Genomic DNA, 24620 nt, shown 5'->3' on the forward strand with positions numbered 1-24620 from the left:
AAAAACATCGTCCCGCGCGCGGCGAACGTCACTCCGGGCGCGTGTCCTTCGAACGGGCGGGTTCTGTCGAACGGGTGCGCGCGGTATGCCAGTCCTCCGCGAGCGCCGGACCCACCTGATCGAGGTACGTCGTCGTGAGTGCCCGGATCGACGCGACGCTGGTGTCCTCTCCCGCGCCCCACATGCGGCCCGTGACGCGCATGACACCGCTGAACGCGGCCACGGCCACCCGGGGCCTGGGATCGGCGTCCACGTCCAGCCCCTCGCGCTCGGCGATCAACTGTGCGATCTGCTCCTCCACATCGGACGACCGGCGCAGATGCACGGCGAGCAGCGAGGGCGTCGACTCGATCATCTGGTACGTGCGCATGTGCAGTTCCACCGGGACCGCCGCCTTGATGACCTCGTCGATGGTGTCCCAGGAGTCCAGGACGGCCCTTCTGAGGGCCTCCAAGGGGCTCTCCTGGGGAGGGCGTTCGCGTAGCGCGGTGAGGAAGTGGCACTCGATCATCTCCTGGACGGCGAAGACGGTCTCCTCCTTGGTGGTGAAATACCGGAAGAAGGTGCGCTGGGAGACACCGACGGTGTCGGCGATCTCGTCGACCGTGGTTTCGTCGTACCCCTGGGCCGTGAACAGTTCGAGCGCGGCCCTCAGCAGCGCGTCGCGCGTGAACTGCTTCTTGCGCTCACGGAGTCCCGGACGGGGTGTTGTCACACTTTTCCTCTTTTCTGCCGTTTGCCCAGCGCAAGGTATCTGTGAGCAACGTGACAGTTACCGACTTGTGAACTGGTTTGTCAACTGTCAGCGGCTGTCACTAGCCTCGAAGGTATGACTAGTCAGACCACCGTCGACAAGACGGGTCCGGCGGACGAGGCACCGGCCCCGCTCGCCCCGGCCCCCACCAAGGGGCTGCGCGGCCACCCTTGGCTGACGCTCTTCTCCGTCGCGATCGGCGTGATGATGGTCGCCCTCGACGGCACCATCGTGGCCATCGCCAACCCGGCCATCCAGAAGGACCTCGACGCGACGTTCGCCGACGTCCAGTGGATCACCAACGGCTACTTCCTCGCCCTGGCCGTCGCTCTGATCACGGCCGGCAAGCTCGGTGACCGCTTCGGCCACCGTCAGACCTTCCTCATCGGCATCGTCGGCTTCGCCGCCGCATCCGGTGCCATCGGACTGTCCGACAGCATCGCCTTTGTCGTCGTCTTCCGCGTGCTCCAGGGCCTGTTCGGCGCGCTCCTCATGCCGGCCGCCCTCGGCCTGCTGCGGGCCACCTTCCCCGCCGAGAAGCTCAACATGGCCATCGGCATCTGGGGCATGGTCATCGGTGCCTCCACCGCGGGCGGTCCCATCCTGGGCGGTCTCCTGGTCCAGCACGTGAGCTGGCAGTCCGTCTTCTTCATCAACGTGCCGGTCGGCGTCATCGCTCTTGTCCTCGGTTTCGTCATCCTCAAGGACCACCGCGCCGAGAACGCCCCACGGTCCTTCGACATCCTCGGCATCGCCCTGCTGTCGGCGGCCATGTTCTGTCTGGTCTGGGCGATCATCAAGGCCCCCGAATGGGGTTGGGGCGACCTCTGGACGTGGGCCTTCATCGGCATTGCCGTGCTCTGCTTCGCGCTCTTCGCCGTCTGGGAGATGTTCGTCCGCGAACCGCTCGTCCCGCTGGGCCTTTTCCGCTCGGTGGCGCTGTCCGCCGGTGTCGTCCTGATGGTGCTGATGGCCGTCGCCTTCATGGGCGGGCTGTTCTTCGTCACCTTCTACCTTCAGCGCGTCCACGGCATGAGCCCGGTCGAAGCAGGCGTCCATCTGCTGCCGTTGACCGGCATGATGATCGTCGGCTCCCCGCTCGCGGGCGTGATGATCACCAAGTTCGGCCCGCGCATCCCCCTGGCGGGCGGCATGACCGTCACCGCCCTCGCGATGTACGGCATGTCGACCCTGGAGGCCGGGACCGGCAGCCTCACCATGTCGATCTGGTTCGCCCTCCTGGGCCTCGGCCTCGCGCCCGTCATGGTCGGCGCCACCGAGGTCATCGTCGGCAACGCTCCCATGGAGCTGTCCGGCGTCGCCGGCGGTCTCCAGCAGGCCGCCATGCAGATCGGCGGCAGCCTCGGCACGGCCGTGCTCGGCGCCGTCATGGCCTCGAAGGTGGACAACGACCTCGCGGGCAACTGGGCGGACGCCAAGCTCCCGCCGCTCACCCCCGAACAACTCGCGCAGGCGTCCGAAGCCGTCCGGGTCGGCGCGGCGCCCGTACCTCCGGGCACCCCGGCCGGAATCGCCGAAAAGATCACAGGGGTCGCGCACGACACCTTCATATCCGGCATGAGCCTGGCGTGTCTGGTCGCCGCCGCCGTCGCCGCCGTGGCCATCTTCGTCGCCCTGCTCACCAAGCGCGGCGCCAACGCGGAGGCGGGCGCGGGCGCGGCGCACATCTAGACTCCGGCGCGCACAACGCGGTCCTTTACCGTACGCAGCTCCGCGAAACCCCATCGGGTCGGTCCGATGGGGTTTTCGCCTATCCGGGTGGCATGTGCCCGGAGCCCTTCCGTCCGCCCTCCGCGCCGGGTCACAGTTCCCACAAGTGATCAGTACGACACGGAGGTTGATCCCATGCGCACCACGCTTCCCATGACCGTCGCGGCCACCCTGGCCGCGGTCGTCATCGGCCCCGTACCCGCCGGAGCCGTCAGTCCGTCCCATGCCGGAGCCGCATCGCCGCCGACACTCGGCGCCTGCGGTCCGGGCGAGTTGTGCCTCTGGTCGAAGCCGAACTTCAAGGGGGCCCGACACACGTACGAGCTGGCCGGGGTCGATATCGACAGCTGTGTCGCGCTGCCGGAGGGGGGCAGCGCGCAGGCTCTCGCCAATCGGCTCGGCCGGCCCGTGACGACCTATCAGTCCGCGGAGTGCGCGGAGACCGGGGAGTTCGAGACGTACCCCGGCAAGGGCACCTGGACTCCACAATCCCCGTACCGGGTAAGGGCCTTCAAGATCTGGGAGCGCTGACGAAGAAGTGACGGGGTGGGGGTTGGGGGGAGGGTAGCCCCCGACACCGCACGAGGGGTGGCAGGTCAACGCCCGCCACCCCTCGTCCGAATCCGTCCGGACACATACCCGCCAGGACTCGCACCCGCCCGGAACACCTACCCGCCAGGACCCCTACGCGTCGCCCCCCGCGGCGCCCGGGTCCGCCGCCGCCACGTCCAGCAGCTGGTAGCGGTCGATGGCCTGTTTCAGGGCGGAGCGGTCGATCTTGCCTTCCTTGGCCAGCTCGGTCAGCACCGCGAGCACGATGGACTGCGCGTCGATGTGGAAGAAGCGCCGCGCCGCGCCCCGCGTGTCCGCGAAACCGAAACCGTCGGCGCCGAGCGACTGATACGTGCCCGGAATCCAGCGCGCGATCTGATCGGGAATCGACCGCATCCAGTCCGAAACGGCCACGAACGGACCCTCGGAACTGGAGAGCTTTCGCGTCACATACGGGACGCGCTGCTCCTCCTCGGGGTGCAGCAGATTGTGCCGCTCCACATCGACGGCCTCGCGGCGCAGTTCGTTCCAGGAGGTCGCCGACCAGACGTTCGCCTTGACGTTCCACTCGTCGGCGAGGATCCGCTGGGCCTCGATCGCCCACGGCACCGCCACACCCGACGCGAGGATCTGCGCGGGAATGGCGCCCCGCTCGCCCGACTTCAGCCGGTGGACACCCTTCAGGATGCCCTCCACGTCGACGTCCGCGGGCTCCGCCGGGTGCTGGATGGGCTCGTTGTAGACGGTGAGGTAGTAGAAGACGTCCTCGCTGTCCGGGCCGTACATCCGGCGCAGACCGTCCCGCACGATATGCGCGATCTCGTAGCCGTAGGCCGGGTCGTACGCGACGCAGCCCGGGTTGGTCGACGCCAGCAGATGCGAGTGGCCGTCCGCGTGCTGGAGACCCTCACCGGTCAGAGTCGTGCGGCCGGCGGTCGCGCCCAGAACGAAACCGCGCGCCAACTGGTCGGCCATCTGCCAGAACTGATCGCCGGTCCGCTGGAAACCGAACATCGAGTAGAAGACGTACACCGGGATCAGCGGCTCGCCATGAGTCGCGTACGCCGAACCCGCCGCGATCAGCGACGCCGTGCAGCCCGCCTCGGAGATGCCGTCGTGCAGCATCTGCCCGGTCGGCGACTCCTTGTAGGCGAGCAGCAGTTCACGGTCCACGGACTCGTACTGCTGGCCGAGCGGGTTGTAGATCTTCGCGCTCGGGAAGAACGAGTCCATACCGAAGGTGCGGTACTCGTCGGGCGCGATCAGTACGAAGCGCCTGCCGATCTCCTTGTCCCGCATAAGGTCCTTGAGCAGTCGCACAAACGCCATGGTGGTGGCGATCGACTGGTTCCCGGAGCCCTTCTTCACACTCGCGTACGCCTTGTCGTCGGGCAGGGCGAGCGGCTTCGACCGGACGACACGCGTCGGCACATACCCGCCCAGCGACTGGCGCCGGTCGTGCATGTACTGGATCTCCTCGGAGTCACGGCCCGGGTGGTAGTACGGCGGCAGACCGCTTTCGAGCTGCTCGTCCGTGATCGGCAGGTGCAGCCGGTCGCGGAAGCCCTTCAGGTCGCTGACCGTCAGCTTCTTCATCTGATGGGTCGCGTTGCGGCCCTCGAAGTTCGGGCCGAGCGTCCAGCCCTTGACGGTCTGCGCCAGGATCACCGTCGGCTGCCCCTTGTGCGCCTTGGCCGCCGAGAACGCCGCGAAGATCTTCTTGTGGTCGTGCCCGCCGCGCCCCAGATGCAGGATCTGGTCGTCGGTCATGCCCTCGACCATCGTGCGCAGCCGGTGGTCGTCCCCGAAGAAGTGCTCCCGGATGTACGCGCCGGTCTCCGTCGCGTACGTCTGGAACTGGCCGTCCGGGGTCGTGTTGAGCCGGTTGACCAGGATGCCGTCGCGGTCCTGCGCCAGCAGTGGGTCCCAGGAGCGGTCCCAGACCAGCTTGATGACGTTCCAGCCCGCGCCCCGGAACTGGGACTCCAGCTCCTGGATGATCTTGCCGTTGCCCCGTACCGGGCCGTCCAGCCGCTGGAGATTGCAGTTGACCACGAAGGTCAGGTTGTCCAGGCCCTCCCGGGCGGCGATGGACAGCTGCCCGAGCGACTCCGGCTCGTCCATCTCGCCGTCGCCCAGGAACGCCCACACGTGCGACGCGGACGTGTCGGCGATCTCGCGCGCCGCCATGTAGCGGTTCATCCGCGCCTGGAAGATCGCGCCGAGCGGGCCGAGGCCCATGGAGACGGTCGGGAACTCCCAGAAGTCCGGCATCAGCCGGGGGTGCGGATAGCTGGACAGTCCGTTGGGGGCCTTCGACTTCTCCTGGCGGAACGCGTCGAGCTGCTGTTCCGAGAGGCGGTCGAGCAGGAACGCGCGCGCGTAGATGCCCGGTGAGGCGTGTCCCTGGAAGAAGATCTGGTCGCCCCCCTTGCCGTCGTCCTTGCCGCGGAAGAAGTGGTTGAAACCCACGTCGTACAGCGAGGCGGAGGACGCGAACGTCGCGATGTGCCCGCCGACGCCGATACCGGGGCGCTGCGCGCGCGAGACCATCACCGCGGCGTTCCAGCGGGTCGCGTTGAGGATCTTGCGTTCGATCTCCTCGTTGCCCGGGAAGAACGGCTCGTCCTTGGTGGCGATGGTGTTGACGTAGTCCGTGCTGCGCATCTCGGGCACGGCCACGCGCTTCTCGCGGGCCCGCTCGATCAGCCGGAGCATCAGGTATCGGGCCCGCTCACGACCTCGCTCGTCGATGGCGGCGTCGAGCGAGTCGAGCCATTCCTGTGTCTCTTCGGGATCGAAGTCCGGGACCTGACTGGGCAGGCCGCCAATGATGATCGGGTTGCGATCGGATCCGGAAGCCACGCTGTTCCTTCACTGTCTGGGGGCACTGTCTGGAGGCAGTGTCTGAGGGCGCTGTACGGGGGTGCACCTGCTGGCGTGCGCCGGTCCCCATCGTCTACCTCGCGGAGGCAAACGTCATCCGTACCCAGAGGTAACCGAGACGTTTGTCCCCCAGGGTGGGGCGGCTTCGGCCAAACCGCAACGATACGCCCATCCCGTGAGCCGTATTCGTGGGGCCGCAGCCGCATCTGTAGGGCCATAGCCGGATGCGCGGGGCCGTTCGGTCGGGCGACCGTCGGTGTTCGGCCAGGGCCGCACAGGGGGTCGAGCCAGGGCGACCCACGGTGTTCGGCCACGGCAACCCCGTACGGTTCGCTCCCGAAGCCCCGTATCGTCAGTCCCGACACCCCGTACCGAGAGTCGGTCTCAGGTCGGCCGGGCACCATGAAACGGGCGAATGGGGCAGACTGGCGTGGTGTGTGTCACTGAATGCCGTGATTTCGTGCGTGGAGTTGCGGCGAGACCGCCAGGAACGTCACCGTTTCGGCGGTCTCCACGGCCGGGTACTTGCGCGATCCGCCCCGCCCGTGTGGACTACGGCCAAGCTTCGCGCATGGGCGAGGCCAGAACACATCTTCCGAAACACGATCAGGAGGCAAACGGTGAGCGCGACCGCGGACCACGCGGAGGAGCGGACGAACCCTGCCGCGAGGCTGGGGTTCCAGCCCGGGCAGGTGGTCCAGGAGATCGGCTACGACGACGACGTCGATCAGGAGCTCCGCGAGGCCATTGAAGAGATCATCGGCAGCGAACTCGTCGACGAGGACTACGACGATGTCGCAGACGCGGTGATGCTGTGGTTCCGCGAGGACGACGGCGATCTGACGGACGCGCTGGTCGACGCCATCGCGCTGATCGACGAAGGGTCCCCGGTCTGGCTGATGACGCCCAAGACCGGCCGTGACGGCTACGTCGAACCGAGCGACATCAACGAGGCCGCGCAGACAGCGGGTCTGTCCCAGACCAAGAGCATCAGTGCGGGCAAGGACTGGAGCGGCAGCCGCCTGGTCACGCCGAAGGCGGCGGCCAAGAAGCGCTGAGCAGCCCACCGCCCGAGCAGAATCCCGAGGCCCCCACCGACTCTCCGTCGGTGGGGGCCTCGTGCGTGTGCCCTCACCCACGCGCGTGGAGGGGCGTGTCACGGATCTGCGGCGCGCGGCCGGCCCCGGGAGTGCTCCCGCGCGCGTAGGCCCTCGCGCGGGGCATGTCGGTGGGGCTGCGTAGGGTGGTCATCACCTGAACAGACCCCTGGAAGGGAAGCGTGACCATGGCGATCGAGGTCGGCACCAAGGCCCCGGACTTCGAGCTGAAGAACCAGCACGGCGAGACCGTGCGGCTCTCCGACTTCCGAGGCGAGAAGAACGTCGTGCTGCTCTTCTACCCGTTCGCGTTCACGGGTGTCTGCACGGGCGAGCTGTGCGCCCTGCGCGACGAGTTGCCGAAGTTCGTCAATGACGACGTGCAGCTCCTCGCCGTCTCCAACGACTCCCCGTTCACGCTGCGGGTCTTCGCCGAGCAGGAGGGCTTCGAGTACCCCCTCCTGTCCGACTTCTGGCCGCACGGTGACGCCTCGCGCGCGTACGGCGTGTTCGACGAGGACAAGGGCTGCGCGGTCCGCGGCACCTTCGTCATCGACAAGGAGGGCGTCGTCCGCTGGACCGTCGTGAACGGCCTGCCGGACGCGCGCGACCTCAACGACTACGTCAAGGCGCTCGACACCCTGTGATTCTTCGGGGTCAACCCCTGCGGACCCCGGGAACCCGTCACTAGGATCCAGTCGTTGATCCGATGCCAACGCACGACGGGGGCTCCCCGCCCCTAGACACCAATGGGAGGACTAGTGGGAGTCAGCCTCAGCAAGGGCGGCAACGTATCGCTGACCAAGGAGGCACCTGGCCTGACCGCGGTCACGATCGGTCTGGGGTGGGACGTCCGTACCACCACCGGTACCGACTTCGACCTTGACGCCAGCGCCATCCTGACGAACACGGAAGGAAAGGTCACCAATGACCAGAACTTCGTGTTCTTCAACAACCTGAAGAGCCCGGACGGCTCGGTGGAACACACCGGCGACAACATCACCGGTGAGGGCGAGGGCGACGACGAACAGATCAAGGTCCATCTCGCCGGAGTTCCCGCCGAGGTCGACAAGATCGTCTTCCCGGTCTCGATCTATGACGCCGAGAACCGTCAGCAGTCCTTCGGCCAGGTGCGCAACGCGTTCATCCGCGTCGTGAACCAGGCCAACGAGCAGGAGATCGCGCGGTACGACCTCTCCGAGGACGCCTCGACGGAGACCGCCATGGTCTTCGGCGAGCTGTACCGCAATGGCGCGGAGTGGAAGTTCCGCGCCATCGGTCAGGGGTATGCCTCGGGTCTGCGCGGTATCGCGCAGGACTTCGGGGTCAACGTCTGATCCGGTCGTACAAGCGTCTGACCGTCCGGCGCCGCACTCACCGTGTGCGGCGCCGGACGCGCTGAACCACCGCCCCCGGCCGGGGGTCCGGGGGCCGCGGCACCGCCGCCGGTTTCGCAGCCGCCGGAACGACGCAGTATCACCTCGGGGAGGACACGATCATGGGCGTCACGCTTGCCAAGGGAGGCAATGTCTCCCTCTCCAAGGCCGCACCGAACCTCACTCAGGTGTTGGTCGGGCTCGGCTGGGACGCGCGCTCCACCACCGGAGCCGACTTCGACCTGGACGCCAGTGCCCTGCTGTGCAACGCCGGCCGGGTCATGGGCGACGAATGGTTCGTTTTCTACAACAACCTCAAGAGCCCCGACGGCTCCGTCGAGCACACCGGTGACAACCTGACCGGTGAGGGCGAGGGCGACGACGAGTCGATCCTGGTCGACCTCTCGAAGGTGCCCGTCGGCTGCGACAAGATCGTGTTCCCGGTCTCGATCCATGATGCGGACAACCGCGGACAGACGTTCGGCCAGGTCAGCAATGCGTTCATTCGCGTCGTCAACCAGGCCGACGGCCAGGAACTCGCCCGCTACGACCTCTCCGAGGACGCGTCGACGGAGACCGCGATGATCTTCGGTGAGCTGTATCGGTACGGGGGTGAGTGGAAGTTCCGTGCCGTGGGCCAGGGGTACGCTTCGGGCCTCCGCGGCATCGCTCTAGACTTCGGGGTCAATGTTTCTTAAAGGACTCTCCCCGGGTTCCCCAAACGGCTACCTGGTCCTGATCTGGTCGACTGGGGGTTCCGGGGCCCGCGGCGACCGCCGCAGGAGTCGCCGCCCCCGGGAAGACACAGAGTAGGAACCGGGTACGGCGTGGGGGAGACCCGTACACAACGATGGGGTAGCCAGTGCTTCTGAAAACCTTCGGCTGGTCGTTCGCGGTCACCGCGCTCGGCCTGGTCGCAGCGGTGTTCTACGGGGGGTGGACGGCGTTCGGGATCGTGGCGATCCTGTCCGTCCTCGAGATCTCGCTGTCTTTCGACAACGCGGTGGTCAACGCCGGAATCCTGAAGAAGATGAATGCCTTCTGGCAGAAGATCTTCCTCACCATCGGCATCCTGATCGCCGTCTTCGGCATGCGGCTGGTCTTCCCCGTCGTCATCGTCGCCGTCACCGCCAAGCTCAACCCGATCGACGCGGTCAATCTCGCCCTGACCGACAAGGACCGGTATCAGGAGCTGGTGACCGACGCCCACCCGGCGATCGCCGCCTTCGGTGGCATGTTCCTGCTTATGATCTTCCTCGACTTCATCTTCGAGGACCGGGACATCCAGTGGCTGCGCTGGATCGAGCGGCCCCTGGCCAAGCTCGGCAAGGTCGACATGCTGTCGGTCTGCATCGCCCTGATCGTGCTCATGATCTCCTCGATGACCTTCGCGGCCAACGCGCACCAGCACGGCGGCGCCCATGTCAACAAGGCCGAAACGGTCCTGATCGCGGGTATCGCGGGTCTCATCACCTATCTGATCGTCGGAGGACTCTCCGGATACTTCGAGGGCAAACTCGAAGAGGACGACGAACGAGAACATGAGGCCGAGGAGGAAGCCAAGCGGACGGGCAAGAAGCAGTCCGCGGTCGCCCTCGCCGGCAAGGCCGCGTTCTTCATGTTCCTCTACCTCGAAGTCCTTGACGCGTCCTTCTCCTTCGACGGTGTCATCGGCGCCTTCGCCATCACCAACGACATCGTGCTCATGGCACTCGGCCTCGGTATCGGCGCCATGTACGTCCGGTCGCTCACGGTCTATCTGGTCCGCCAGGGCACCCTCGACGACTACGTCTACCTGGAGCACGGCGCGCACTACGCGATCGGTGCCCTCGCCGTGATCCTCCTGGTCACCATCCAGTACGAGATCAACGAGGTCATCACAGGTCTCGTCGGCGTCATCCTCATCGGCTGGTCGTTCTGGTCGTCGGTGCGGCGCAACAAGGCGCTCGCGGCGGCCGAGGGAAAAGCTGAAGCCTCGGGTGAGAAGGCGGAAGTCTCGTCCGGGGTCTGATGACGAGACACGATCACGGGCCTGACCGCGGGTCTCATCACGGGGTCTGATCACGGGGCTGGATTGCCGGGCCCGTGTACGGGGGCGGCGACCGTGGTCGACCGTGACCGGTTCCGGAGTGTGACCAGGGCCGGAGTGAGGAACGCTCTGAGCGGGGCGGCCAGGAGGCACCGGGCCTCATGGCCGCTCCGCGGCATTCACAACGGAACACCTGGGTATTGGGGGGCGGTATGTCCTTCTGGGACGGTCTGTGGCGCGGACGGTCGGCGGACTTCGAGTCGGGGAGTGCGGCGTCCAACTCCATCGAACTCACCAAACGGCACCCGACGGTCTCGCTCACCAAGCAGGGCGCGGCCACCGGCAATCTCCGCATCAATCTGTCCTGGCGGATGCGCACCTCAGACATAGGCGGGGGCGAACGCGGCAGTTTCCTTCAGAACCCGTTCAAGATGTTCAAGCCTGATGTGGTGCAGGCACATACCCAGAGCATGGTCAATGTCGACCTCGACCTGGGGTGCATGTACGAGCTGACGGACGGCACCAAGGGCGTGGTCCAGCCGCTCGGCAGCTTCTTCGGTGAACTCAACTCACCGCCGTACATCAAGCTCAGCGGCGACGACCGCTTCGGCTCCGGCTCCGGCGAGACGATTTACGTCAACCTCGACCACCGTGAGTCGATCAAACGCCTGCTCGTCTTCGTCTACATCTACGACCAGACACCGGCCTTCGACCGCACCCACGCGAATGTGACCCTCTACCCGAGCAACGGGCCGAGGATCGAGATCGGCCTCGACGAACGCGCCCCACAGGCCCGCTCCTGCGCGGTGATCACCATGGAGAACGTCAAGGGCGAGTTCATCGTCCACCGCGAGGTGAAGTTCGTGTACGGCTTCCAGGCCGAACTCGACCGTCTCTACGGCTGGGGCCTCCAGTGGGGCCGTGGCTACAAGTCCAAGGCCGACCGCTGAGAGGGTGCCGGTCAGCGGGGCAGGAACTGCGGGCCCTGCGGCGGCAGCCTGAAGTTCGGATCGAGCTGGGCGGGCTGCGCGGCGATCGGCTGCGGATATCCGTAGGCGGGCTGGGTGCCCGGCTGCACAGGCTGCGTCAGGGCGGGCTGCGGGTAGCCGTAGGCCGGCTGGGGCGCGGGCCGGGTCGCGGGCGCCGGAGGATAGCCGTACGCGGGCTGCACGGCCGGTTCCTGCCGGGCGGGCGGCTGCGGGTTCGGCTGCTGGGCCGGGACGGGCCGCTGCTGCGGCGGCTGGGGGAACGATGTGTTCGGTACGGGCGCCTGGGCCGCCCCCTCCGACTCGTCCACGGAGATACCGAAGTCCGTCGCCAGACCGACCAGGCCGTTCGAATACCCTTCGCCCAGGGCCCGGAACTTCCAGCCCTCCCCGCGCCGGTACAGCTCCCCGCAGATCAGCGCGGTCTCCTCGCCCGTCTCCGGCTTGATGTCGAAGTACGCCAGCGGCTCGCCGTCGGGCACGGTCGCGTCGAACAGCAGGATCCGCAGCGCGCGGACGCGGTCGAACGGCACGTCGTCCGCCGACGCGACCAGCAGCACCCGGCCCACCTCGGCGGTCATCCCCGCCAGATCCGTCTGAATTGTGTCGGTCAGGCCCTCGGACACCCGTTTCTTGCCGAGTCGCCAGACCTTCCCCGAGGGGTGACGGGGCTGGTTGTAGAAGACGAAGTCCTCGTCGGACCGCACACGACCGTCGGTACCGAGCAGCAGCGCGGAGGCGTCGACGTCCGGGACGCCCTGCCCCGGAACCCAGCGCAGTACGGCACGAACCGCCGTCGCTTCGAGCGGGACGTTCGACCCCTTCAGCATCGCGTGCGTCATGCGGCCATCCTGCCTTCCCGGTGCGGGTCAGGACAATGCGGGGGGCTATGGCGCAGCAGGGCCGTCGGGCCTGAGTATTCATGGGAGACATGACCGGGTTACCTGAATTTCACGCTGGTTGGGAACCCTTGACATGCATCCCTACGTACTATTACCGGCCACATTACGTCGGGCCACACCGGCTAACGGGGGAGACCTATGCGACATTTCGGGCAAATAGCCCCTGGGGAGCGGCAGCGCCTCTTTCACCGGGAGCCGTGCGATTTCACGGCGGACTCTCCGGCTCGCATGCTCTCCGTTGCCCTCGGTGCCACCCTGTACAGCCCCGCCACCCGGCCCCGGCTCGCCGACGACGTCACGAAGCTGGCCGCCCGAGGGGTGATCTCCATGGTGCTGTGCCTGGAGGACTCCATAGACGATGCCGAAGTGGCCGGCGCCGAGGAGAACCTGGTCCGCCAGTTCACCGAACTCGCCGAGCGGCCGGACGCGGAACTTCCCCTGCTCTTCATCCGGGTCCGCACACCCGAGCAGATCCCCGACCTCGTCGCGCGGCTCGGCGGCGCCGTCCGACTGCTGTCCGGCTTCGTCCTGCCGAAGTTCACCGAGGAACGGGGCGTCCCCTTTCTCGAAGCCCTCACCCTCGCCGAGTCCGCGAGCGGGCGCCGACTCTTCGCGATGCCCGTCCTGGAGTCGCCCGAGCTTCTGCACCTGGAGACCCGCGCGGAGACGCTGTCCGGTATCGCCCGCACCGTCGACAAGTACCGCGACCGCGTCCTCGCGCTCCGGCTCGGCGTCACCGACTTCTGCTCCGCCTATGGCCTGCGCAGGCCCCCGGACATGACCGCCTACGACGTGCAGATCGTGGCCTCCGTGATCGCCGACGTGGTGAACCTCCTCGGCCGCGCCGACGGCACCGGCTTCACCGTGACCGGCCCCGTGTGGGAGTATTTCCGGCACCAGGAGCGCATGTTCAAGCCCCAGCTGCGCCGCAGTCCCTTCCTCGAAGGGCGGGCCGAGGAACTTCGCCATTCCCTCATCGAACATGACATGGACGGCCTGCTCCGCGAGATCGAACTCGACCGCGCCAACGGCCTCCTCGGCAAGACCTGCATCCACCCCTCGCACGTCCTGCCCGTGCACGCGCTGTCCGTGGTCAGTCACGAGGAGTACAGCGACGCCCAGGACATCCTGCGACCGGAACGGGGCGGCGGAGGCGTCATGCGCTCCGCCTACACGAACAAGATGAACGAGGTGAAGCCCCATCGCGCCTGGGCCGAGCGCACCCTCCAGCGCGCCGAGGTCTTCGGCGTCGCAGGGGAAGACATCGGCTTCGTGGAACTGCTCACCGCCGGCCTCGTCGACTGAATGCAAGGAACTGTGAACAACGTGGTGTGGACCGGAACGTGGGTCGCCGAGCGGCTCGGCGTGGAACTCGTGGGAGGCGATGCCGCCGACGCCCCTGGCGGTGCCCGCACGGGTGCCGGCACCGGTTCGGGTGCTCCGTCCCAGGGGACCGGGCGGCTGGAGGAACTCCTCGGGCTTGCCCTGCGCCGCAACCCGAAGCGCGCGCATCTGCTCGTGTCGAATGTGCTCGGCAAGCACATCCCCCAGTCGCCCGCCGTCGTCTACCGGCACGGACACGACCTCGGCATCCGGGTCCGTGAACTCCTCGGCACCGAGCAGGCCCGACGGGCCGTCGTCCTCGGCTACGCGGAGACCGCCACCGGCCTCGGCCACTCCGTCGCCGACGGGATCGGCCTCGCTCCCTACCTCCACTCGACTCGACGCCCTGTCGACGGCGTCGCCCGAGCCGGCGGCTTCGAGGAGGCCCACTCTCACGCCACCTCCCACCTCCTGCTGCCCGAGGACCCGGCCCTGCTCGCCGGCGACGGACCGCTGGTCCTCGTGGACGACGAGTTCTCCACCGGCAACACCGTCCTCAACACCATCCGCGCCCTCCACGCCCGCTACCCGCGCGAGCGGTACGTCATCGTCGCCCTCGTCGACATGCGCTCGGCCCAGGACCAGGGGCGGCTGGACGAGTTCGCCCGGGAGATCGGCGCCCGCGTGGACCTGGTGGCCTCGGCGTCCGGGACCGTACGGCTCCCCGATGGGGTCCTGGAGAAGGGCCAGGCGCTCGTGGCCCGGCAGGAGGCTTCCGTACGCGCGGCTGCCGCGCCGCGGGATTCCGTCCCCCGTCAGGCGGCGCCGGGGGTTGCGCCGACCGAGTCCTCGCCCACCGTCCTCGGGCAGCAGCGGCGGTCGACCGTCACCCGGGTCGAGCTGGACTGGCCGACCGGCATACCCGACGGCGGCCGGCACGGATTCACCCCCACGCATCGCACCGCCCTGGAAGCGGCCCTGCCTCAGATGGCCGCGCGACTCGCCGACGCCCTGGCCCCGGTCCTCGGCGCCGACCGGACTTCTCCCGCACGCGTCCACGTCCTCGGTTTCGAAGAGCTGATGTACGCCCCGCTCAGGTTCGGCGTCGCCCTGGAGGAGCGCGTCGGCGCCGAGGTGACCTACTCGACCACCACCCGGTCGCCCGTCCTCGCCGTGGACGACCCCGGCTACGCGATACGCAGCCGGCTCGTCTTCCCCGCCCACGACAACCCGGACGACGGACCCGGCGAGCGCTACACCTACAACATCGCGGGCGCCGGATTCGACGCCGTCATCGCCGTCATCGACTCGGTCGCCGACACCCCCGCACTGCACGCACCCGACGGCCTGCTGGCCCAACTCGCCGCCCACACCCGGCACGTGGTGCTGGCCGTCGTCCCTTCGTACGTCCCGGCACCCGGGTCGTACGCCCCCGAAAGGCGCCCCATGCTGCCCGAGCCCCTCCGCGGCCCCGCCTTCTCCTCGTACCCGCCCGAAGACGTCGGCTGGCTCCTCCAGGACCTCTCGGACGTGCAGCTGGAGGCCCCCACGGAGGAACGCGAGGAAGCGATCCAGGCCGGTGGCGCCCACTACGCCGAGTCGCTGCCCGTCGAGTACCAGCCCAGCCCCCAGTACCAGGAACTCTTCCACGCCGCCCTCGGTGCCTCGGCCGCACGCATCGCCCAGGCTGTCGGCACCGTCACCGACATCGTCCTCGCCGAACGCTCGCCGCGCCCGGTGCTGGTCTCGCTCGCCCGAGCCGGCACGCCCGTGGGTGTTCTGATGCGGCGCTGGGCCCAGCAGCGGCACGGACTCGACCTGCCGCACTACGCCGTCTCCATCGTGCGCGGACGCGGCATCGACGCCAACGCCCTCCGCTGGCTCGCCGCCCACCACGACCCGACCGACGTCGTCTTCGTGGACGGCTGGACCGGTAAGGGTGCCATCACCCGCGAACTCGCCCAAGCGCTCAACGAGTTCCAGGAGGCCGAAGGGATCACCGGCTTCCATCCCGAGATCGCCGTACTCGCCGACCCCGGCTCCTGCGTCCGCACCTACGGCACCCGCGACGACTACCTGATCCCTTCCGCCTGCCTCAACTCGACCGTCTCCGGACTCATTTCGCGCACCGTCCTCCGCGCCGACCTCGTCGGTCCCGACGACTTCCACGGCGCGAAGTTCTACCGCGAACTCGCCGGCGCCGACGTCTCCGTCGACTTCCTCGACCAGGTCACGGCCCACTTCGACCAGGTTGGCGACGCCGTGGAAGCCCGGGTCAAGGAGATGCTCTCCGCCGACCGCACGCCCACCTGGGAGGGCTGGGCCGCCGTGGAACGGATCAGCGACGCCTACGGCATTCATGATGTGAACCTCGTCAAGCCGGGGGTCGGTGAGACGACCCGTGTCCTGTTGCGCCGTGTCCCCTGGAAGATCCTCGCCCGCGCCGGAGCGGGCGCCGATCTCGCCCATGTGCGGCTGCTGGCCGACCAACGCGCCGTACCCGTAGAGGAGATCGACGGCCTTCCCTATACCTGCGTCGGTCTGATCCATCCGCGGTTCACCCGCGGTGCGACCGGCGCGGACGGCAAGGCGGTGACGGGACAGTGACCACCCGACCCGAACGCCCGGCCGACGCTGCCGCACAGGGCGCCACACTCATCGCCAGCGACCTCGACCGCACCCTCATCTACTCGACCGCGGCACTCGCCCTGCGCGTGCCCGACGCCGAGGCACCCCGGCTGCTCTGCGTCGAGGTGTACGACAGCAAGCCGCTGTCCTACATGACGGAGACCGCTGCCGCGCTGCTCGAAGACCTCGCCGCCACCACGCTCTTCGTGCCCACCACCACCCGCACCCGCGAGCAGTACCACCGCATCCATCTCCCCGGACCTCCGCCCCGATTCGCGATCTGCGCCAACGGTGGGCACCTTCTGGTCGACGGAGTCTCCGACGAGGACTGGCAGCGCCGCGTCAGGGCCAGGCTGGCCGACGAATGCGCCGCACTCGCCGAGATCCGCGCCCACCTCCAGCGCGCCGCCGACCCCGCGTGGCTGCTCAAGGAACGTGTCGCCGAGGACTACTTCGCCTATCTCGTCGTCGAGCGGCCCCTGCTCCCCGAAGGCTGGGTCAAGGAACTCGCCGAGTGGGCCGAGGGACGCGGCTGGACCGTGTCCTTGCAGGGCCGCAAGATCTACGTCGTACCCAAGCCGCTGACCAAGAGCGCCGCCATGCGGGAAGTCGTCAGACGCAGCGGCGCCACCCTCACACTGGCAGCGGGCGACTCCCTGCTCGACGCCGATCTGCTCCTCGCCGTCGACCGGGCATGGCGCCCCGGTCACGGCGAACTGGCGGACGAGGGCTGGCAGGCGCCGCACCTCACGGCCCTCGCGGAGACCGGAGTCATGGCCGGCGAGGAGATCACGAGGAACTTCGCCCTCGCCGCTGCCCGGAACCGGGCCTGAACAACCGGAGCACCACGAACATGAACACGGCACCGACCGCCAGCGCCAGCACGACCTTCGAGTACGCCGAGACATAGTCCGTCACCTCGGACCAGTTCTCACCCAGGGCATAGCCGGCGCCGACGAACACCGAGTTCCATATCGCGCTGCCCAGCGCCGTCGGTGCCAGGAAGAGGGGGAGCGGCATCCGCCCGATGCCCGCGGGCACCGATATCAGGCTGCGGAAGATGGGGATCATCCGTCCGAAGAACACGGCCTTGCTGCCATGACGGGCGAACCACGCCTCCGTTCTCTCTATGTCCGTCACCTTCACCAGCGGCAGCTTGGCCGCTATCGCGACCGTCCGCTCACGCCCCAGCAGCGCGCCCACTCCATAGAGGGCGAGTGCGCCCACGACCGACCCGGCCGTCGTCCACAGCAGAGCCGCTATCAGGCTCATCCGGCCCGTGCTCGAAGCGAATCCGGCCAGCGGCAGGATCACCTCGCTCGGCAGCGGAGGGAAGAGATTCTCCAGTGCGACGGCCAGGCCGGCGCCGGGAGCGCCGAGCGTATCCATCAGGCTGTTGATCCAGTTCGGTGCGTTGCTTTCGATCATGCTGACAACGCTAGAAACCCGCGGCTGAAGGCGCACTGAAGCAGACCGCAAGGTTGAGGTGGTGCGCACCGCAGCCGAGAAGTGCGGTTTACCGCAATGTGCCCGTGCCTCGGCCCTGGATAGCGTGATCGATATGAACTCAGCGGTACGCGGCGGGCTCAGACTCGCCATCGGTCTGGTGCTCGGCGCCTGCACGGCAGCCGTCGAGCTGGCCTTCGTGCTGCTGTCCGGACTGGCCCTGTTGCCGGTGCAAGCCTGGCCGCGGGGACGGAGGGCCGTGCTGCGGCCCGTGGGGGCGGCAGGGCGGTGGCTCGCGGAGCGGGAGCGAGCACGACTGGGCGCCTTCCTGGGGATACGGTGCTCGCCCGTCTATATGGACGGGCAGGCGCTCCGCTATCTCGCGGCGCGATGGCCGCTCGGTCTGCTCGGCGCCGTGGTCCTTCTCTGCGCGCTGATCGGCGCCGGATACGGCTCGGCGATCATCTTCGGCTGGGTGATATCCGACGTCCGTCACCCCTCGGATCTCGTACTGACCAGCTTCGCCGGGCTCCTGCTCCTCTTCATGGCCGCCCAAGGAGCCGCCGGAGTCGGCACATTGGAGCGGAGAGTGGCCCGTCGCTTCCTGGACCCCAGCGAACAGGAGGAGTTGCGCCGCCGCATCGAGCAGCTCTTCACCAGCCGGGCCGGCGTGGTCGAGGTCGTGCACGACGAAAGGAGACGCATCGAACGAGACCTGCACGACGGTGTGCAGCAGCGGCTGGTCGCGCTCGGCATGCTCCTGGGCCGTGCCCTGCGCAGCCAGGACCCTGACCGCACGGATCAACTGCTGCGTCAGGCCCACCAGGAGAGCCGTCACGCGCTCACGGACCTGAGAGAGGTCGCCTGGCGGGTGTATCCGACGGCGCTCGATGAAGCGGGACTGAAGACGGCGCTGGACACCGTCGCGGAGCGGTCGGCGGTGCCGGTGCTGCTGGACTACAGGGTCCCGGACGAGCCGCGGGGAGCTGTGGCCGCTGTCGCGTACTTCGTGGTCTCGGAAGCCGTCACCAACACCGTCAAGCACGCGGAGGCGACCAGGATAGAAGTGGTGATCGAAGAGACGGGCGGCACCTTGCGGGTGCGGATCGAGGACGACGGACGCGGTGGCGCGGACCGGGGCGGTGGCGGACTGATAGGGCTCGCGCGAAGAACCGCAGCGCTGGACGGGACGTTCGATGTGGTGAGCCCCCTCGGGGGACCGACCGTCATCACAGCGGAGCTGCCGTGCGCCTGATTCTCGCCGAGGACTCGACCCTGCTGAGGGAGGGCCTGGTCCGGTTGCTCGCCGAAGAGGGCCATGAGGTGCTGGCGGCGGTGGGAGATGCCGAGCGGCTGTTGGCGGCGGTCGACGAAGACCAGCCGGACGTGGTGGTCGCCGATGTGCGGATGCCGCCGACGCACAGCGACGAGGGCCTGCGCGCGGCGCTGGAGATCCGTCAACGCTGGCCGGGCGTGGGGGTGCTGGTGCTCTCCCAGTACATCGAGAAGCGCTATGCGACGGAACTGCTGAGCGGAGAATCGGAAGGGGTGGGATATCTGCTCAAGGACCGGGTGGTCCAGGTCGACGAGTTCCTGGACGCGTTGGAGCGGGTGGGGCAGGGGCGAGCCGCGTTCGACTCGGAGGTGGTACGGCAGCTGCTCGGCGGCAGTCCGCACGCGGATCTGCTGGCCAGGCTCACCACGCGGGAGCGGGACGTCCTCGCCGAGATGGCTCAGGGCCACACCAACGCGGCGATCGCCCAGCGGCTCCACATCTCACTGAGCGGGGTGGAGAAACACATCAACGCGATCTTCGACAAGCTCGAACTGTCGGGGAGTACGGGCTACTCGCGCCGGGTGCTGGCAGTGCTGCGCTACCTCGGGACGTGACCGATGGGGCGAGGTGCCCGGTCAGCCGCAGCAGCCGCCCCCACAGCAGCCGCCGCCACCTCCGCCGGCGGGGCGGGACGCGGGTGCGGCGGAAGTACCGCCCACGGCGACGGTCGAGAGCACTTTGACCGTGTCGTCGTGCCCGTCGGGGCAGGCGGCAGGGGCGGAGGACTCGGCCATGGGGCGGCTGAGTTCGAAGGTGTCGCCGCAGGTACGGCAGCGGTACTCGTAGCGAGGCATGGGCACAGGTTAGCGGGAGGAGGGGTGGGAGTGATGCGGTGAACGGGAGGTGGGCTACCTCACGACGGTGCCGGGAGGAGTTCCGAGGAGGCCGAGTTCCGCGCGGGTGGGGGCGCCCTCCCAGTCGCCGGGGGACGCCACGGCGAAGGCGCCCGTGGTGACGGCACGGTCGAGGCGGCCGGACAGGCCCTCGCCGTCGAGGAGGGCCGACAGATAGCCGGCCACAAAGGCGTCGCCTGCGCCGACCGCGTCGACCGCGCGGACGGGGCGGGCCGGGCAGTGCAGTTCACCGTCGGCGGTGTGGGCGGTGGCGCCGTGCGCGCCGAGCTTCACCACGACCTCGTGGACCCCGAGGGTGAGGAGCGCCTTGGCGGCTCGGGTGGTGTCGCCGGTGGTGTCGGTGTCGCGGGGTGAGGCCGGTTGGGGGAGGCAGAGGGGTAGTTCGTCGTCCGAGGCGATGAGGACGTCGACGTGGGGAATCCACGAGCGGAGAACGGTGGCCGCCTCGTCGGAACTCCACAGACGGGAGCGGAAATTGACGTCGAGGCAGACGAGGGAGCCGAAGGTGTGGGCGAGTTGTAGAGCGCGGAGGGAAGCGTCGCGGGCCGAGGGGCTCAGGGCGGGGGTGATACCGGTGAGATGCAGTACGCGAGGAGGGCGCGCGGTGAAGGCGGCTTCGACGGCGGCGGGGTGAAGACGGGAGCCCGCCGAGCCCGAGCGGTAGTAGTGCACCCGGGTCAGATCGGGGAGCCGGGGCTCGAAGAGGAGGAGCCCGGTCGGGGCATCGCGGTCGCGGGTGGCACCGGAGAGGTCGACGCCTTCGGCGCGGAGGGTGCGTAGGACGAGTTCGCCGGCCTCGTCGTCGCCGACCGCGCCGGCCCAGCGGACGGGGTGGCCGAGGCGGGCGAGACCGATGGCGACGTTGGACTCGGCGCCGGCGACGGAGACGTTCAGGGAGCCGCCGAGTTTGAGGGGGCCGGTGCCGCGCAGGGCGACCATGGTCTCGCCGAACGTGAAGACGTCACCGGAGAGTTCGGAGCCGGGGGACTCGGGGCGGGTCATGAGCAGACCGACCGGAACTCGGCGGCGCGCTTGCGGAGGGTGTCCAGGTCGCCGCCGTCCGCGGCGTCGCCGATGAGGGGGGAGCCGACGCCGACCGCGACGGCGCCATGGGTGAGGTACGAGGCGGCGGCTCGGGCGTCGACTCCGCCGACGGGCACGAAGGGGAGGTCAGGGAAGGGGCCGCGCAGGGCCTTGAGGTAGGAAGGGCCGCCGACGGCGGAGGCGGGGAAGATCTTCAGCGCTGTGGCGCCGGTGGCCGTGGCGGCGATGACATCGGTCGGGGTGAGGACGCCGGCGAGTACGGGCAGCCCCTGACGTAGGGCTGTGTCGACGCCGGGGCCGAGGCCGGGGGTGACGACGAGGTTCGCTCCGGCGGCGGTGGCGCGGTGGGCGTCGTCCTCGGTGAGAACGGTGCCGGCGCCGAGCCAGGCGTGGGGGCCGAGTTCGGCTCGGGAGCGTTCGATGACGCGGAGGGAGTCGGTGCCGCTGAGGGAGACCTCGATGAGGGGGATGCCCGACTCGGCGAGGGTCATGACGGTACGGAAGGAGGCGTCGGCGTCCGAGCCACGGACGATGGCGACCAGGCGTTCTCTCTTGAGGGCGGTGATGAAGTCCATGGTTCTCCGTCGGGGCGGAGGCTGGAGGGCCTCGCGAGTTCGGTGGGACGAAGGCAGGAGGAGACAGGAGGAGACAGGGGAGTTCGGGAGGCAGGATTCCAGTGTTCTCGTTATTTATCAATTAATCGGAGCGAGGGAAGTCTGAGGGGCCGGGCAGGATGGGTCAGGCGCCGGTGCCGCGTTCCTCGCGGATCTGGGAGACGACGTGCGCCACGGTCTGGCGGACGGCTTCGGTCTCGGTGAGGAAGTGCCAGTAGTCCGGGTGGCGCCCGTCGAGACTGGCGACGGCACGGTCGAGCCGGGCAACCGATTCGTCGAGGGGCCGGGCGTGCTGGGGCTCGGGGGTGTTGCGGCCGGCCATGGCGAGGCGCTGGGCGTCGCGGATGGCGAAGCGGGTGCGTTCGATCTCCTGCTGGGGGTCCTTGGACACGGAGTTCAGGCGCTGGAGGCGGCTGCCGGCGGCTGAGACGTCCTCGTCGGTGGTGTTGAGCAGGGCACGCACGGTGGACAGGAGGGAGGTGGCGTCGGGCCAGCGTTGGGCGTCGCGGGCGGATTGGGCTTCTTTGAGCTTGAGTTCGGCCTGGCGGACGTTCTCGACGGCCTGGGACGGGACGTGCTGGAGGTCCTGCCAGCAGGCGGCGGTGAAGCGGCGGCGGAGTTCGCTGAGGACCGGGTCGACCTGCCCCGCACGGGTGGTGAGGGCCTGGGCGCGGGTCCGCAGGGAGACGAGGCGGCGGTCGATCTCGGCGGCGCGTTCGGGAAGGCGTTCGGCCTCGGCGCGTACGGCTTCGGCGTCGCGGGCGACGCGTTCGGCGCGCTGGAGGGTCTCGGGTACGCCGTGTTGGCCGGCGCCCTGGTTGAGCTTGGTGAGTTCGGGGGCCAGGGCGGCGAGGCGGGCGGCCAGGTCGTCGGCGCGGAGGCCGGCGCCGCGTACGGCGTCGAGGGCGTTGCTGGCGGCGAGGAGGGCCTGGCGGGCGCGTTCGACGGCGGGGGCGAGGCGGGCGAGTTGGGTTGCGGCCTTGCCGAGGAGGGGTTCGAGTCCTTGCCCGAAGCGGTCCAGGTCCTGTTTGACCTTGTCGAGGGCGTCCTTGGCCTGGGTCAGCTCGTTGCGGGCGCGGGTCGCGGCCGATGCCTCCAGGTCGTCGCGGTCGAGGTCGTGGGCGTCGACGGCGCCGATGTACTGCTGGCTGACCTCGTCGATGCGGCGGCCGAGGGCTTCGAAGTCGGAGACCGCGCGGCGGGCCGGGGGTGTGTCGTCGACGGCGGTGATGGTCTCTATCGAGATGCGGAGGTCGCGCTGGGCGGTGTCCAGTTCGTAGAAGGCGGCAGCGGCGGCGTCCTTGGCGGCCTGGGCCTCGGCGCGTTGGCCCTCGGCCCGGCCGCCGAACCAGCGTCGGGTGCCGCCCCCGGCGAAGGCGGCGGGCAGCGACGCGGCGGCGACGGCGAGCAGAGGCAGCGGGAGGAGGACGAGCGAGAGGAGGTGACGCGCATCGGACCTGGCGGATGTCCCGGACGTGCCGCGGGTCCCGGACGTGCCGAGGGTCCCGGACGTGGCGGGGGTCCCGAACGTGGCGTGGGCAATGGGGCCGGCAGCGGACGCGGCGGTGGCCTCGGACGGGGGGCGGGCGCCGGAAGGGCGAGGGGGTGTCGGCGTACCGGAACCCCCGGAGGGGAGCGCGGGCGCGCCGGGCGCGTCGGGGGTCGTGGGATCTGGTGGGGGCACGGGGCCCGGGAGGTGAGGCGCGCACAGCGCTGCCGTCGTCATCGGTGTGTACGGCTGCGATGGTGTCGCCGTCACTTCCCTCTCCCGTGCTGTGGTCCGCCCTGCCCGGTGTCATTCTCCCACCGGTTAGGGACGAACACACGGGCCGGTTAGTTCGCGTTCCGTACCGTGACTTTGCCGTCGCGGGACTCGGCGGTCACCACATGGGGGCTGCGGTCGTCGCGGGGGACGGAGACATCGACGCCGCCGTCGTGGGTCTTGGCGGTGACGCGGTAGGCGGTGGCGGAGCCGTTGACCGAGCCGGAGCGGGGCAGGTCGACGGTGACGGAGCCGTCATGGCTGCTGACGTCCACGCGGTCGGGGACGGTGGCGAGTTCGAGGCGGATGGAACCGTCGCGGGTGTCGGCGCTGATCTGGCGGGAGCGGACATCGGAGGCGTGGAGGCTGCCGTCGCCGCTGTGCATCTCCAGGCGGCCGGTGGAGTCCTGGACGCGGACGGAACCGTCGCCCGTGCGGAGGGTGAGCGCGGTGGAGAAGCCGGAGGCGCGGACGGAGCCGTCGCGGTTCTTGAGGTTCACCGCGACATCGCGGGGTACTTCCACGCGGTGCTTCGCCGAGCAGTCGGCGAAGACGCCGGAGCAGTGCAGGCGCAGGGTGAGGCGATCGTCCTTCATGGACCAGGTGACCTTGGGGTCCGAGCCGATCGCGACGCTGCCCTGGAACCAGCGGGTGACCTTGACCTGGTCGACGTCGGCGGAGACGAGTTCGAGCGCGGAGTCGTCCGAGTCGATGGTGAGGGTGTTGCCCTGGAGGGCGAAGGAGCGATGGTCGGGGGAGGCGTCGTCGCTCGCCCGCGCCCCGCACCCGGAGGCGAGCAGGGCGACCACGGCCACGCCGCCGGCGACGGCGAACATCGGCACACGCCCCTTGCGGGAACGCCTCGGGCGGGCCGAAGGACGCGGGCGGCGGGTGTGGACGGTCATGACGATCTCCCCGTGGAAAACATGGACGTGGAGGCTCCGGCGACGCCCCCCGGCGCTCTTCCCTGAGCGCACTACGACCGTATGAAGCCAACAGCCGTGGTGGGATCTGGGCCGCTACCGAATCGGGGGTGGGGTTAACCCCCCGGCCCGGCCCACTCCCGGCCGACTGGCCGCCCGCTCACGGCCGACCGGCCACCTGCCCCCGGCCGACTCCCGTACGCGATACGGGTTTGCGGGGCGGGGGCGCGGGCAAGGTAGGCTGTCGACTCATCCCCGGGCGCGTAGCTCAGCGGTAGAGCGCTGCCCTTACAAGGCAGATGTCGGCGGTTCGAAACCGTCCGCGCCCACCCGGTGAGACCTGCACCGGAGCCCCGCATCAAGATCAATGCGGGGCT

Annotated in this window: 22 protein-coding genes and 1 tRNA gene; 14 read left to right on the forward strand and 9 right to left on the reverse strand. The window is 69.0% G+C overall.

Going from position 1 to position 24620, the window contains the following annotated elements; all coding sequences use genetic code 11:
• Positions 1–28: 28 nt before the first annotated feature.
• Positions 29–715, reverse strand: a complete 687-nt coding sequence (locus ACFVT5_RS06490) for a TetR family transcriptional regulator (RefSeq protein WP_389881996.1) — start codon at positions 713–715, stop codon at positions 29–31.
• 114 nt (positions 716–829) lie between these two features.
• Between ACFVT5_RS06490 and ACFVT5_RS06495 the strand changes: the two genes are divergently transcribed.
• On the forward strand, positions 830–2446 hold the full coding sequence (locus ACFVT5_RS06495) for an MFS transporter (RefSeq protein ID WP_389881998.1): 1617 nt from the start codon (positions 830–832) through the stop codon (positions 2444–2446).
• A 174-nt stretch (positions 2447–2620) separates the two neighbouring features.
• Positions 2621–3016: a peptidase inhibitor family I36 protein gene (locus ACFVT5_RS06500; RefSeq protein WP_389882000.1), complete on the forward strand. Its 396-nt coding sequence runs from the start codon at positions 2621–2623 to the stop codon at positions 3014–3016.
• Positions 3017–3169: 153 nt separating this feature from the next.
• On the opposite strand, the gene aceE is transcribed toward ACFVT5_RS06500, so the two are convergent.
• On the reverse strand, positions 3170–5902 hold the full coding sequence (gene aceE / locus ACFVT5_RS06505; protein WP_389882002.1) for a pyruvate dehydrogenase (acetyl-transferring), homodimeric type: 2733 nt from the start codon (positions 5900–5902) through the stop codon (positions 3170–3172).
• Between the two features lie 641 nt (positions 5903–6543).
• Here aceE and ACFVT5_RS06510 point away from each other — a divergent pair.
• The 6 genes from ACFVT5_RS06510 (at position 6544) to ACFVT5_RS06535 (ending at position 11375) form a co-directional block, all read left to right on the forward strand.
• Entirely contained in the window at positions 6544–6981 is a 438-nt protein-coding gene (locus ACFVT5_RS06510; RefSeq protein WP_389882004.1) for a DUF3052 domain-containing protein, read from the forward strand.
• Positions 6982–7208: 227 nt separating this feature from the next.
• Complete coding sequence (locus ACFVT5_RS06515; RefSeq protein WP_389882006.1) at positions 7209–7667, forward strand: peroxiredoxin; 459 nt, start codon at positions 7209–7211, stop codon at positions 7665–7667.
• 114 nt (positions 7668–7781) lie between these two features.
• Positions 7782–8357, forward strand: coding sequence for a TerD family protein (locus ACFVT5_RS06520; protein WP_389882008.1), 576 nt, complete (start codon positions 7782–7784; stop codon positions 8355–8357).
• Positions 8358–8518: 161 nt separating this feature from the next.
• The gene (locus ACFVT5_RS06525) at positions 8519–9094 is read left to right on the forward strand and encodes a TerD family protein (protein WP_389882010.1); all 576 of its coding nucleotides are present in this window, start codon (positions 8519–8521) and stop codon (positions 9092–9094) included.
• A gap of 164 nt (positions 9095–9258) precedes the next feature.
• Positions 9259–10407 carry a DUF475 domain-containing protein gene (locus ACFVT5_RS06530; protein ID WP_389882012.1) on the forward strand — a complete coding sequence of 383 codons (1149 nt, stop codon included), beginning with the start codon at positions 9259–9261 and terminating at the stop codon, positions 10405–10407.
• Positions 10408–10637: 230 nt separating this feature from the next.
• Positions 10638–11375 carry a Tellurium resistance gene (locus tag ACFVT5_RS06535; RefSeq protein WP_389882014.1) on the forward strand — a complete coding sequence of 246 codons (738 nt, stop codon included), beginning with the start codon at positions 10638–10640 and terminating at the stop codon, positions 11373–11375.
• 11 nt (positions 11376–11386) lie between these two features.
• On the opposite strand, the gene ACFVT5_RS06540 is transcribed toward ACFVT5_RS06535, so the two are convergent.
• A complete protein-coding gene (locus ACFVT5_RS06540; protein WP_389882016.1) occupies positions 11387–12253 on the reverse strand; it encodes a TerD family protein in 867 nt (288 codons plus the stop codon).
• A 198-nt stretch (positions 12254–12451) separates the two neighbouring features.
• Here ACFVT5_RS06540 and ACFVT5_RS06545 point away from each other — a divergent pair, with 198 nt between their 5' ends.
• The 3 genes from ACFVT5_RS06545 to ACFVT5_RS06555 are packed head-to-tail and all read left to right on the forward strand — an operon-like array spanning position 12452 to position 17097.
• Entirely contained in the window at positions 12452–13618 is a 1167-nt protein-coding gene (locus ACFVT5_RS06545) for an HpcH/HpaI aldolase/citrate lyase family protein (RefSeq protein WP_389882018.1), read from the forward strand.
• A complete protein-coding gene (locus ACFVT5_RS06550; protein WP_389882020.1) occupies positions 13619–16243 on the forward strand; it encodes a phosphoribosyltransferase in 2625 nt (874 codons plus the stop codon).
• On the forward strand, positions 16240–17097 hold the full coding sequence (locus ACFVT5_RS06555) for an HAD family hydrolase (RefSeq protein ID WP_389882022.1): 858 nt from the start codon (positions 16240–16242) through the stop codon (positions 17095–17097). The genes ACFVT5_RS06550 and ACFVT5_RS06555 overlap by 4 nt, the downstream gene beginning before the upstream one ends.
• On the opposite strand, the gene ACFVT5_RS06560 is transcribed toward ACFVT5_RS06555, so the two are convergent.
• A complete protein-coding gene (locus tag ACFVT5_RS06560; RefSeq protein ID WP_389882024.1) occupies positions 17054–17692 on the reverse strand; it encodes a DedA family protein in 639 nt (212 codons plus the stop codon). The genes ACFVT5_RS06555 and ACFVT5_RS06560 overlap by 44 nt on opposite strands.
• 133 nt (positions 17693–17825) lie before the next feature.
• Here ACFVT5_RS06560 and ACFVT5_RS06565 point away from each other — a divergent pair, with 133 nt between their 5' ends.
• Both ACFVT5_RS06565 and ACFVT5_RS06570 read left to right on the forward strand, forming a co-directional pair.
• Complete coding sequence (locus ACFVT5_RS06565) at positions 17826–18965, forward strand: sensor histidine kinase (protein WP_389882026.1); 1140 nt, start codon at positions 17826–17828, stop codon at positions 18963–18965.
• Positions 18956–19600: a response regulator gene (locus tag ACFVT5_RS06570; RefSeq protein ID WP_389882028.1), complete on the forward strand. Its 645-nt coding sequence runs from the start codon at positions 18956–18958 to the stop codon at positions 19598–19600. Before ACFVT5_RS06565 ends, ACFVT5_RS06570 begins: the two co-directional genes overlap by 10 nt.
• Positions 19601–19621: 21 nt before the next feature.
• Here the strand turns inward: ACFVT5_RS06570 and ACFVT5_RS06575 are convergent, their stop codons facing one another.
• The 5 genes from ACFVT5_RS06575 to ACFVT5_RS06595 all read right to left on the reverse strand — a co-directional run bounded on the left by ACFVT5_RS06575 (position 19622) and on the right by ACFVT5_RS06595 (position 24225).
• The gene (locus ACFVT5_RS06575) at positions 19622–19840 is read right to left on the reverse strand and encodes a zinc ribbon domain-containing protein (protein WP_389882030.1); all 219 of its coding nucleotides are present in this window, start codon (positions 19838–19840) and stop codon (positions 19622–19624) included.
• 54 nt (positions 19841–19894) lie between these two features.
• Positions 19895–20902 carry a sugar kinase gene (locus ACFVT5_RS06580; RefSeq protein ID WP_389882032.1) on the reverse strand — a complete coding sequence of 336 codons (1008 nt, stop codon included), beginning with the start codon at positions 20900–20902 and terminating at the stop codon, positions 19895–19897.
• On the reverse strand, positions 20899–21519 hold the full coding sequence (locus ACFVT5_RS06585) for a bifunctional 4-hydroxy-2-oxoglutarate aldolase/2-dehydro-3-deoxy-phosphogluconate aldolase (RefSeq protein ID WP_389882034.1): 621 nt from the start codon (positions 21517–21519) through the stop codon (positions 20899–20901). Before ACFVT5_RS06585 ends, ACFVT5_RS06580 begins: the two co-directional genes overlap by 4 nt.
• Before the next feature lie 163 nt (positions 21520–21682).
• Positions 21683–23284 (reverse strand): hypothetical protein, encoded by a 1602-nt coding sequence (locus tag ACFVT5_RS06590; RefSeq protein ID WP_389882138.1) that lies wholly within the window; start codon positions 23282–23284, stop codon positions 21683–21685.
• Between the two features lie 107 nt (positions 23285–23391).
• A complete protein-coding gene (locus tag ACFVT5_RS06595; RefSeq protein WP_389882036.1) occupies positions 23392–24225 on the reverse strand; it encodes a DUF4097 family beta strand repeat-containing protein in 834 nt (277 codons plus the stop codon).
• Between the two features lie 275 nt (positions 24226–24500).
• Here ACFVT5_RS06595 and ACFVT5_RS06600 point away from each other — a divergent pair.
• Positions 24501–24572: transfer RNA gene (locus tag ACFVT5_RS06600), tRNA-Val, on the forward strand.
• Positions 24573–24620 lie beyond the last annotated feature (48 nt).

Origin of the sequence: Streptomyces sp. NPDC058001, assembly GCF_042886315.1 — a bacterium.
In the GTDB taxonomy this organism is placed as follows: domain Bacteria; phylum Actinomycetota; class Actinomycetes; order Streptomycetales; family Streptomycetaceae; genus Streptomyces.